A 10,657-nucleotide genomic window follows, 5' to 3' on the forward strand; every position below is an offset into this window, starting at 1 on the left:
AACGTCTGGGAACCCGCTGACCGGAACTACCCGGTCAGCGCCGGTCCGGACCCCCGGCGGCGCCATCGGCCGGGGGCAACGAAGACCCAATCGGCGGTTTCGTCCGCGTATCGGCCCGTTTCATGCACCCACCGTATGCCCGACGCTGATGGGCACTGTCGCGGCGGTTACCACCGTCCTCGCCGAAGCCCGGCTCGGTCCGCGTAACCCGGACACGTTCAATCCCTCGTCCTGGTGGGGGATCCTCCCATCCAGCGCGCCGCCTGACGTTACCCGGGGCTGGCTGGCCCCGATCGCGGCCCTCGGTGTAATCATGCTGTGTTTGTCCTGGTGCATCCTGATCCGTGCGACCACCCGCGCGGTCCTCGCGCCATCCCGCCTGGCTGTCGCCTCGTTCGCCTGGAGCCTGCCGTTCGCTCTCGGCCCGCCGCTGTTCAGCCGGGACGTCTACGCCTATGCCGGTCAGGGCGAGCTTGCCCGCCACGGGCTGGACCCGGCGACACACGGCATCTCGGCGCTGCGCGCGTTCGGCCCCCACCTGGACGCCTTCGTGGCCGCCGTGGATCCACGCTGGCGCGAAACCCATGCCCCCTACGGGGGGACAGCCGTGTTCGTCGAGAAGACGGCCGCGGCGCTCGGTGCGGCGCTGTTCGGCACTGGTCCGATCGGCGCCGTGCTCCTGCTGCGCCTCGTCGCCGTGATCTCGGTGGTGGCGCTGGTGACGCTGACACCCCGCCTGCTGCCCCGGCGGACCCGCAACCAGCGGACCGGGCTGGTACTCGCCCTGCTCGCCTGCAACCCGGTCACCGTCATCCATCTGATCGGCGGAGCGCACCTGGACGCGTTGGCCGGCGCGCTGACAGTCACGGCGCTCGTGCTCGACCGCCACCGGCGCCGCTGGGAAATCCAACGGCAACGGGACCGGGCAGCTGGATTCGCGATCGGTCCGACCGTGAGCCGGGCCGGTGCTGTCGCCCTTGCCTGCCTGGCCGGTACGGTCAAGGCGACCGCCTTCCTCGGTCTCGTCGTGCTGCTCCTCCTCCACCTTCGCGAACAGATCATGACTGGCTCCGACGCAGCCGCCAGGACCGATGCGCCCCGGCGCGCCACGGGCAGCGCCGCCGCGGCGGCGGGCGCGCTCCTTGACCTCGCGGTGGCCACGGCCACGGCCGCGGCCAGCATGGTCATGGCCGGCTTCGGCCCGACCTGGATCGCGGCGCTGGCCACCTCTGGCACACTGCGGACCGGCATCGCCCCGGCCACGCTGCTCGCCCACCTGATCTCCCCACCGCTGCGACTGCTGGGTCTCGGCGGCCATGCCGACGCGGCCCTCGCCGGCTGCCGAATGCTGTCGTTGCTCGTGGCCGCCGCTGTCGTCGCATGGCTGTTGGGGCGGGCCTGGCTCAGCCCGTCGACGGACGGGCCTGCCGGACGAGCCCCGGACGATATCGCCATCGTCGGCGTCGGCGGCATCGCCGTGGCCCTGGGCAGCCCGGTTCTCTATCCCTGGTATCTGGCGCTGGCCATCCCAGCCCTGGCAATCATGATCGCCATAACCGGCGCACACACACCGCGCCGAATTATGATCTTCATATCGGTGACCCTCTGTCTGACATCGCTCGCCTCGCTGGCTCCGACCTGGGCCCTGCTGGACCGGGCACGTCCGCCCGGACACACGGTGCTGGCCGCCGCGGCGCTGGCCGCGTCCACCACCATGATCGTCGTACCTCTCGCCAGGGCAGCGGCCAAGCGGCGCGGACGGCGTACCAGCAGACGATGAGAAGCAGACCGTTGCGAGCGACCAGCAGCAGGCTCGCGACAACCCTGCCCTGGATGACGTCCTCATAGCGGACCGGGTAGACCACGAACGAGAGCAGGCACGTGGCCAGCAGACCGGCGGTGACCCGGCGACGCGGGTCACCCACATGGTGCCCCGCTGATACGGCCTGGCCGGACAACAGCGGGCGGCAGGCGGCGACGGCCAGTACCCACACCAGATACTGCGGGCTGAGCACCCGGCTTGTCACGAGCACGACCAGCAAAAGCGCCAGCATGCGATCCGCAGGGTCGCTCGCCATCCGAGCTTCTTCGCGGCCACGGGACGGCCGAGGCAGCCACCACCGCGCGACCGCGGCCAGCACGACCACAACCTCCACAAACGAACAGGCCGTTGCCACCAGTTGCGCCGCGTCGGATCCGAACTGCAATGCCCCCCAGGCATACACCGGCCCGGCATGCAACCCGACCATGTGCGCGAGGACGAACGGAGTCGCGGCGACAGCCTCGACCTGCAAGCCGCGGGCCTTCTGCGCGTCCAGGAAACCGAAGGCGTCCCGCCACCAGCCGGCGGCGAACAGTACCCCCGTGACCAGCGCAGCCGCTCCCGCCATCCCAGCCACCAAACGCAACAGGGCAGGATGGGGCGACAACCGGGCCAGGCGTCTGCCCGAACCCGGCGCGCCCAGCGCGAGCAACAGCAGCACCGGCCACACCTTGACCGCGGTGCCGAGACCCACCGCCAGGCCGGCCCTGCCCCAGTTTCCCCGGCCACCTCCGCTCGGCCCACTCAGTGCCGCAACAGCCGCCACGGTCAGTAGTGCCGGCACCATGTCGAAGCGCGCCATCGTGACCGGGCCGAGCCCGCAGATCCCGATCAGCCAGAACCGGGCCGCCGACACCGAACGGCGAGCGACGATGGCGGTGATTGCCGCGTCCGACGCGAGAATCATCAAAAAGAAACCGACGCCGTACGGGAGCCTGGTCACCGCCTCCAGCGCGGACGGGATGGCCAGCACGACGGCCGCGGCGGGAGGGTACTGCCAACGTTCGTCGGTGACCGGCAGACCCCAGCCATGGACCAGATCACCGCCCCACCGGTCATAGAGCCGAACATCGCCAAGCACGCCATGCTGGGCACCCAGCACCTTCACCGCGATGGCCAAGGTAATCAGAAGTAGCCGGCTGACCAGCCAGAACAGCCAGATCTGCCGGGCCGTCCACGGCTCGAGCCACGCGGCCCGACACAGTCGCAGCGCCGATTCCAGCCGCCCGCGGGCGCGGTCCACGCAGCCTGGAGGATGGTCCGTAGACCCGTTCCCCGGCCGCCGACCAGACCATCGCGGTGTCGCCCTTGCGGGGCGGATATCTACCGTCCGCACGATCAGGACGGTAGACCGCCTCCCCCGTGCAACGCCTCCGGCGTCGCACGGGGACCCCTGGCTCGAGCCCCAGCACCACCCGGGACCTGTCGATCCGCTCCGCGCATCACCAGGAAAAACCCCACCCACAACACCTCCGGCGTCGCACGGGGACCCCTGGCTCGAGCCCCAGCACCACCCGGGACCTGTCGATCCGCTCCGCGCATCACCAGGAAAAACCCCACCCACAACACCTCCGGCGTCGCACGGGGACCCCTGGCTCGAACCCCAACACCACCCGAGAGCTTTCGATCAGCAACACATTGCAACCATGTTGGTATAACCGACCACTTTCCAGCCACTTTATCGGCACCGGTAGGATTTCCGTCGTACATCGGAGGGGCCTTGGTCAACCTTGCTGCGACACATCGTCCAGCAGCCGAGTACTCTGCGTAACCTAACGCGATGTACACCCGGAGGGACCGCGGCCCACGACCGCCGCACGGATCGCCCTGGCGATCAGACTGACAACCGCCACAGGTCACGAAGGCCGGGATCTACAATCCAGGGCCTGACGCCTGGCCACCGGTGAACGCGCAACGGTGGCCTCGCGGCCCGGGAGGCTTGCCGGTCCGGCGCTCGGCGCGGTCAGCGGGGACCGCGCACGACACAAGGAGGTGTCTGAATGCTCGGGTCTCCGTCTGCATGGGACACGGCACAGATCCAGTTGGAGAACGCCGCCCGCCACCTCGGCCTCGATGACGGCCTGCACGATCTGCTCCGGACTCCGCGTCGCTCGATCACAGTCAGCGTCCCCCTGATGCGCGACGATGGCCAGTTGCTTGTCCTTACCGGCTACCGGGTCCAGCACAACCTGGCCCGCGGACCGGCCAAGGGGGGGATCCGCTTCCATCCGTCCACCGACCTTGACGAGGTCAAGGCCCTGGCCATGTGGATGACGTGGAAATGCGCGTTGATGGGCATCCCCTACGGCGGTGCCAAAGGCGGCATCGCCGTCGACCCGAAACTGCTGTCCCTGGCCGAGCGGGAGCGCATGACCCGCCGCTACGCGGCCGAGCTCGTCCCGCTCATCGGGCCGGAGAAGGACATCCCCGCGCCGGACGTGGGCACCGACGAGCAGACCATGGCATGGATCATGGATACCTACTCGACGCACACCGGCTACACCGCGCCCGGAGTCGTCACTGGTAAGCCGTTGTCGATCGGCGGATCAGCCGGGCGGGCCGGCGCGACGAGCCGTGGCGTCCAGCTGGCGGCTTTCGCCGCGCTGGCCGAACACGGCCTCGACCCGTACGACGTTACTGTCGCGGTCCAGGGGTTCGGTAAGGTCGGCGCGCTTGCGGCGCAGTACCTCCACGACGCCGGCTGCCGGGTCGTCGCGGTGTCCGATGTCAAGGGGGGCGTGTACAATCCGCAGGGGCTCAATCCGGCCGCGCTCGTCCGCCGCGTCCAGCGCGGCGCGGACACGGTCGTGGGATACCCCGGAACCGACACGATCACCAATGCCGAGCTGCTCGAGCTGGACGTCGATCTGTTAGTGCCCGCGGCGCTGGAAGGAGTCATCACCGCCGCGAACGCCGACCGGGTCAAGGCACGGATAATCGTAGAAGGCGCGAACGGCCCGATATCCGCGAACGCTGATCCGATCCTCGACGGCAACGCGGTCGTGGTCGTCCCGGACATCCTCGCCAACGGCGGTGGCGTCGCCGTCTCCTACTTCGAGTGGGTTCAGGACATTCAGGCCTACTTCTGGACCGAGGACGAGGTCAGCGACCGGCTGCGCGACATCATGAACCGCGCGTATGGGGAGGTTTCGCGGCTAGCGACGGAACGTGACGTGAGTCTGCGCACCGCCGCGCACATCATCGGGGTCGCCCGGGTCGCCGACGCGCACCGGACCCGCGGTCTCTACCCCTGACAGCGCTGCCCCGCACACCTCCGTCAACCTCCTCACGGGCACCGGGCGGGATGGGGATGCCAGCCCCGTCCCAGCCCGCCGCTGATACTTCGATGATCATATCGATGTCGTCCGCCGGGGATGTCCTGTTCCGTCGTTGGTGACCGCACGTCTCACAGCGGTGAGTCAGGACGATGTCATGCGGACCGGTCTCCACCGCGACCGGGCGCATCGCGCCGCGGCACTCCGCCGCCCGGTCACCGGGGTTGACATCCACATGCCGAGACCACAGGCAGCACGGGCAGTGGTTGGTGTAACCGTTCCCGCGGACCGGTGTCCCGCAGACGAGGCACTCGAAGTCCTCGGTGGTACGGACGAAGCGACGGGGCACTCCCCGAGAGTAGGAAGCGTCGCCGGCATGCTCAACAGCGAGCCATCAGTGATCTGATCCCGCGTGTCGGCCGGTTGATCCCGCGTGTCGGCCGGCTCGGCCGAAGTTGTCGGACCCATCCTCTGAAATAGTGGGCGGCGAACCACAACCCTGTGATTCGCGGATCCCGTCCCGTCTGGAGGAGGCCATCGCCGTGGAAGCCGCCCACGTCCTGGCAATGGAGGCCGGAACCTTCGGCCCGCCGCCGCATCCCGTCGAACTGCGGACCAGCGAGCCGCAGGGCGCTGAGCCGCAGGCCAGCGGCCCGCGAGCCACCGAGGCCGGGGGTTGCGGCGACTCACCGGCGTTCAGTCGCACCGCACAGTCGAACACTGAACGCGATGCGGTATCCGCTTTGAGCGATCGACAGCGGCGGGTCCTGGAATTCGAGCGGCACTGGTGGCGCTACGCGGGCGCCAAGGAGACCGCGATCCGCGCCGAGTTCGCAATCTCGGCAACCCGCTACTACCAGATACTGAACGCTCTGATCGACTCCCCCGCCGCCCTCGTCACCGACCCCATGTTGGTCAAGCGGCTACGCAGGTTGCGAGCGACACGCCGACGGGCGCGCGCCGGCGGTACCGCCCGCCTCGACCCCGCTGAGATGTGAGCATTCGTCATGACCGATACCACTGTCGCGTCGCCCAGCCCGCCACGGCCGCCCCGACTGCGTCGCGGTGATCGGCTGCACACCATCGCGGCCGGCAGCATCGCCGTGCTGGCCGTACTCGGCTGCATTCTCGTCGTCAACTTGGTGAATGACCCGACCGCGGAGAAATCTCGCGTGGCGGCGGCAGCGGCCACCTCCACACATCCGCCGGTGATGAGCGGGCCGTCTGCCACCGCTGCCACCGCTGCCGCCGGGACCGCGATGACCAGGGCGGTAGCCTCGCCGCCAGCCGCGGCGGGCACCCAACCATCGCCAAAAGTCATATCCCAGCCACCCGCTGCCGCGACCGCCCCGGCCAGCACGCCGCAACACGTTTTCGCCCCGATCGTGATTCTGAACAACTCCAGGGAGAAGGGGCTGGCGGAGGCCGCCCGAGCACGGCTGGAGGCCGCCGGCTTCACAGTGACGCGGACCGGCAACTACCAGTCGACATACAACGTCGAGATCCCGACCGTGTTCTACGACGAAGGGCAGCTGGACGCGGCCCAGACCGTGCTGGACCTCATCCCGGACGTGAAGCAGGCGAAACCGAAGAACAAGAACTTCATCGCGGATGATCCACTCATCCTTGTCATAACCAAGGATTTTTCGCCAACCGCACCCTAGACCCGCCAACGGTCGCGTGATCATCACCCTGCTGTACGCGACGTCGGCGGCCCTGCGCGAACAAGCTGGCTGAAGGCCGCGCGACCATGGGTTTTCACGCGCGACCGGAGGCCCTGAGAGAACAAGTGACGGACCTGACCTCATGACTTCCACATCCGGTTCCGGCCCGATCGCCACAGCGCCGCGGACGCTGGCCGGCGGCGCGGGGCTCGCGGCCCTCCTCACCGACCCACGCCACGCGCTGATCTCGCTGGACTACGACGGCACTCTCGCGCCGATCGTCGCCCGCCCGTCGGACGCTGTTCCGGCACCGGGTGCTCTGGCCGCGCTGGCACGGATAGCCCAGCAGGTCGGATCGGTCGCCATCATCACCGGACGGCCGGTCAGCGCGCTGCTCGAACTCGCCCGGTTCAGCGAAGAACCGGGGCTCGACTCGATGGTCATCCTCGGCCAGTACGGGCTGGAACGCTGGGACGCCGCTACCAATCAGATCACAAGCCCCGACCCACTACCCGGGGTCACGGCCGTCAGGGCCGCCCTGCCGCGGCTGCTTGAGGACGCCCCGGCCGGCACTGTCGTAGAGGACAAGGGGCACGCGCTCGTCGTGCACGTACGCCGCACCTCTGACCCGGACGCCTCGCTGGCGGCTCTCACACCCGCGCTGACCAGCCTTGCCAAAGACCACGGGCTGGAGGCTGCGCCCGGCAAACGGGTTCTGGAGCTGCGTCCGCCCGGCCACGACAAAGGCCGCACGCTACGCGACCGGGTGACGGAGCTGGGTGCCCGCTCGGTGTTGTTCGCCGGTGACGACCTCGGCGATCTGCCAGCCTTCGACGTGGTCGACGAGCTGCGGGCCACCGGTATTCCGGGGCTGACCGTGTGCAGCGACGGCCCGGAGGTGCCAGCCCGGTTGCGGGAACAGGCAGATCTCGTCGTTCCGGGCCCGGAGGGAGTGGTCGCGCTGCTGCGCCTCCTTGCCGACCGCCTCTCCTGAGAGCCTGTTCGCGGAGCTTTCCCGCCTGTCAGGCGAGTAGGGCGTCGAGCTGGTCGCGAAACCACCTGCGCGGGGGAAGCCGGCCGGCGACGGCGGCGAGCCGCTCGCATCGGTGGCGGCGCTCGTCAGCGGTCATCAGCAGCGCGGTGTGGATGGCTGCGGCGGTCTCACCCACGTCGAAGGGATTCACTACCAGCGCGTCGGCTGCCATCTCCGCGCAGGCTCCCGCCTCGCGGGAGAGAACCAGCGCGGCTCCGGACCTCGACAGCACCGCGCCTTCCTTCGCGACCAGGTTCATACCATCCCGGATTGGATTCACCACCAGGACATCAGCGAGTGACAAGGCAGCCAGTGACCGCGGGTAGTCGTCGTTGACCTCGAGCCGGACCGGCGACCACGAAGCGGTCGCGAACTCGTCCTCGATCTCCTCCACGATCCGCTGTACGGCAGCCGTGTACTCGCGGTACTCAGGAAGATCGTGACGTGACGGGTAGGCACAGACGATGTGCGTCACCTGGCCATGCCAGCATGGATGTTCACGCAGCAGTTCCCGGTACGCTTCCAGCCCGCGGACGATGTTCTTCGACAGCTCGGTCCGATCCACCCGCACGATCACCCGACGGCCCGCGGTCAGTTCCCGCATCTCGGCGGCGCGGGCCGCGACATCATGCCCGCGGGCGCGCCGTACCAGAGCGGCGCTGTCGACTCCGAGCGGGTGGACACCGATCCGGACGGCCCGACCGCGGTAGCGCAGCCGCGGCTGGCCGGTGCCATCGGTCATTCCACCGGTCTGGCCCGCACTGTCGCCCTGGCCCGCGCTGTCACCCGGCCCGCGCTGTCACCACGGCCCGCGCTGTCACCACGGCCCGCGCTGTCACCACGGTCGATCTCGGCAGCCCGGTCAACGGCGATGTCAACGCCGAGCGTTGCCTGGGCACAGCGGCAGAACGCCTCGGCCCACGCGGCGGTCAGAAAACCAAGATGATCAGCGCCGAGCAGGCCTTCGATGACCGCGCTGGCGACCCTGTCCGGCAACATCCGGAAGTACTCGGGTGGCGGCCACGGGGTGTGGCTGAAATGGGCAATCCGTAGATCCGGCCGCAGCCGACGCAGCTGCGCGGGCGCGAGGGTCAGATGGTAGTCCTGGATCAGTACGGCCGCGCCAGGCGCCGCCTCACGCGCCAGCGCCTCGGCGAACATCGTGTTGTAGCTCTCGTACGCCAGCCAGTCCTGCTGGAACACCGACCCGAAGGACGGCTGGGAGGCCGGGGCGTACAGAAGATGCAGGATGAACCAGAGCGTACGGTTGGCGACCGCGTTGTACGCCCGCTCGAACACGACCCGGTCCACATCGAGCATGCACACCGCGGTGCCGCCGGTGTCGTGGCCAGCGAGATCGAGCCGGCCGTCCGGGGCCAGCCGGGTGGCCCGCCGGTCGGCTTCGCTCAGCGCCGCGCACACCCACACCAGCCCGCTGCCACCGGCGGTATCCCCAGCGGTATCCCCGCCGCCGGACGCGGCATCCTCGCCCACGACCGCGTGCAGACCGCTGACCAGCCCACCACCGCCACGACGCGCGATCAAGGACCCGTCATCGTCCGCGCTGAACGCCACCGGCCCACGGTTGGACGCGACGAGCACACGGGCCGTCCCGACAGCCGCGGAACACGCCGGTTCGTCAACCCCTGTAGCACGGCACACATACGGAGACTAGGGCATGCCTCGAAGATCTTCAGCAGCCCGGCCCGCCCCGATCACGCCGCAGCGAATAACGTAATAGTTCATCATATGATATGATATGTGACCCACTGTCAACATCGGTTGACAAGAGCGTCATATGACAACAGCACCGCATGACAGCATCGCCGGCCGGCAACTCGGGGTTGACCTACTTTTGACGGAATTAATATAAAAATGTCAAATAGCTACGATTGTCTCGTATGCCCTGCCATGCACTCGAACGGATGACAGCGGCGAGGCCCGGCGCTCCCCTCGCGGGCATCATGCCGCGGGGCGGTGACGTCCCGACCACCTGCCCCGGCAAAGGCTCCAGCCACCCGAAGCTGGCCGAGCCCACCTGGTCTGCTCCCAGTGCCCTCAGCAAGTTCCTCCTGTCCAGCCTCTTCCTGCCCGGCCTGCTCGGGCTTGCCGGCACATGCCTGGTGGTCGGTACGGCGGGGCGGCTCGCGCTGCGCGCTGGAGTCGAACTGCCCACCGAATGGTTCGGGCTACTTGTCCCGGTACGGCTTGACCGTGCCTCAGCGCTGCCCGCCTTTATGATCGTTGGGGTTACGCTCGTCGTCGTCGCCTGGCTGCAGCTGCGCCTGCTGGCCAGCAGGGGGTCGGTCTCGCTCAGCCAGGCCGGGATCATCATCGCCGTCTGGTGTCTGCCCGTCGCCGTGGGCCCGCCAGTCCTGAGCCTGGACGTCTACAGCTACGTAGCGCACGGAGCCATGCTCACCGCCGATCTCAACCCATACCGGAACGGCCCGGCCATCCTGGGCCACCAGCCCAGCCTGCTTGCGAGCGACCCGGTCTGGCGGATGTCCCGGGCTCCCTATGGCCCCCTGGCGCTCGCCCTGCTGAAGGCCGCCTATGCGCTGTCCGGCGGAAGCGTCCTGGGAACGGTCCTCATCCTGCGGCTCGTCGCGCTCGCGGGCACCATTGTGATCGTGGGATGCGTAACCTGGGCCGCCGACCCGCGGCAGCGGCCGCTGGCCCTCGCGACCGCCGGGAACCCGGTCGTGATCCTGCAGCTCCTCGGCGCCATCCATCTTGAAGCAATCATGATGGCGCTGCTTGCGGCGGGCCTGCTGGCTGCCCGAGCGGGACGCCCGATACCGGCCATGGTCCTGCTCACCGCGGCCACCGCGGTGAAGTGGCCGGCGGTGTTCGCGATCGT

General features: G+C 68.9%; 7 protein-coding genes and 2 pseudogenes. 6 read left to right on the forward strand and 3 right to left on the reverse strand.

From position 1 onward, the window contains the following. The first annotated feature begins 148 nt into the window (after positions 1-148). Positions 149-1,780: a polyprenol phosphomannose-dependent alpha 1,6 mannosyltransferase MptB gene (gene mptB / locus MJ785_RS07180; RefSeq protein WP_370652887.1), complete on the forward strand. Its 1,632-nt coding sequence runs from the start codon at positions 149-151 to the stop codon at positions 1,778-1,780. Positions 1,781-2,132: 352 nt separating this feature from the next. Here mptB (MJ785_RS07180) and MJ785_RS22170 read toward each other — a convergent pair. Further along, positions 2,133-3,386, reverse strand: a pseudogene (locus MJ785_RS22170) (glycosyltransferase 87 family protein); the annotation flags it as partial. 436 nt (positions 3,387-3,822) lie between these two features. On the opposite strand from MJ785_RS22170, the gene MJ785_RS07190 reads away from it, so the two are divergent. Then, positions 3,823-5,076: a Glu/Leu/Phe/Val dehydrogenase gene (locus MJ785_RS07190; protein ID WP_239309779.1), complete on the forward strand. Its 1,254-nt coding sequence runs from the start codon at positions 3,823-3,825 to the stop codon at positions 5,074-5,076. Here the strand turns inward: MJ785_RS07190 and MJ785_RS07195 are convergent. Next, positions 5,021-5,446, reverse strand: coding sequence for an RNHCP domain-containing protein (locus MJ785_RS07195; RefSeq protein WP_239309781.1), 426 nt, complete (start codon positions 5,444-5,446; stop codon positions 5,021-5,023). The genes MJ785_RS07190 and MJ785_RS07195 overlap by 56 nt on opposite strands. Before the next feature lie 217 nt (positions 5,447-5,663). On the opposite strand from MJ785_RS07195, the gene MJ785_RS22175 reads away from it, so the two are divergent. From MJ785_RS22175 to otsB, 3 genes are all read left to right on the forward strand, one after another. Continuing rightward, a complete protein-coding gene (locus tag MJ785_RS22175) occupies positions 5,664-6,095 on the forward strand; it encodes a DUF3263 domain-containing protein (protein WP_370652889.1) in 432 nt (143 codons plus the stop codon). 9 nt (positions 6,096-6,104) lie between these two features. Beyond that, positions 6,105-6,761 carry a LytR C-terminal domain-containing protein gene (locus tag MJ785_RS07205; RefSeq protein ID WP_239380231.1) on the forward strand — a complete coding sequence of 219 codons (657 nt, stop codon included), beginning with the start codon at positions 6,105-6,107 and terminating at the stop codon, positions 6,759-6,761. Positions 6,762-6,903: 142 nt separating this feature from the next. Continuing rightward, entirely contained in the window at positions 6,904-7,755 is an 852-nt protein-coding gene (gene otsB / locus MJ785_RS07210; protein WP_239309785.1) for a trehalose-phosphatase, read from the forward strand. A gap of 28 nt (positions 7,756-7,783) precedes the next feature. Here the strand turns inward: otsB and MJ785_RS07215 are convergent. Continuing rightward, positions 7,784-9,396: pseudogene (locus MJ785_RS07215) on the reverse strand (trehalose-6-phosphate synthase). A gap of 299 nt (positions 9,397-9,695) precedes the next feature. Between MJ785_RS07215 and mptB (MJ785_RS07220) the strand changes: the two are divergent. Further along, positions 9,696-10,657 (forward strand): polyprenol phosphomannose-dependent alpha 1,6 mannosyltransferase MptB (gene mptB / locus MJ785_RS07220; protein ID WP_239380232.1); only part of this gene is annotated, 962 nt, incomplete at its 3' end.

The organism is Protofrankia sp. CiT1 (genome assembly GCF_917627335.1).
Lineage (GTDB): Bacteria > Actinomycetota > Actinomycetes > Frankiales > Frankiaceae > Protofrankia.

What these genes read in the sequence shown, in the direction of transcription:
- otsB (WP_239309785.1), top strand. Translation starts at nt 6,904, where the DNA reads ATGACTTCCACATCCGGTTCCGGCCCGATCGCCACAGCGCCGCGGACG.
- MJ785_RS07205 (WP_239380231.1), top strand. Translation starts at nt 6,105, where the DNA reads ATGACCGATACCACTGTCGCGTCGCCCAGCCCGCCACGGCCGCCCCGA.
- MJ785_RS22175 (WP_370652889.1), top strand. Translation starts at nt 5,664, where the DNA reads ATGGAGGCCGGAACCTTCGGCCCGCCGCCGCATCCCGTCGAACTGCGG.
- MJ785_RS07190 (WP_239309779.1), top strand. Translation starts at nt 3,823, where the DNA reads ATGCTCGGGTCTCCGTCTGCATGGGACACGGCACAGATCCAGTTGGAG.
- mptB (WP_370652887.1), top strand. Translation starts at nt 149, where the DNA reads ATGGGCACTGTCGCGGCGGTTACCACCGTCCTCGCCGAAGCCCGGCTC.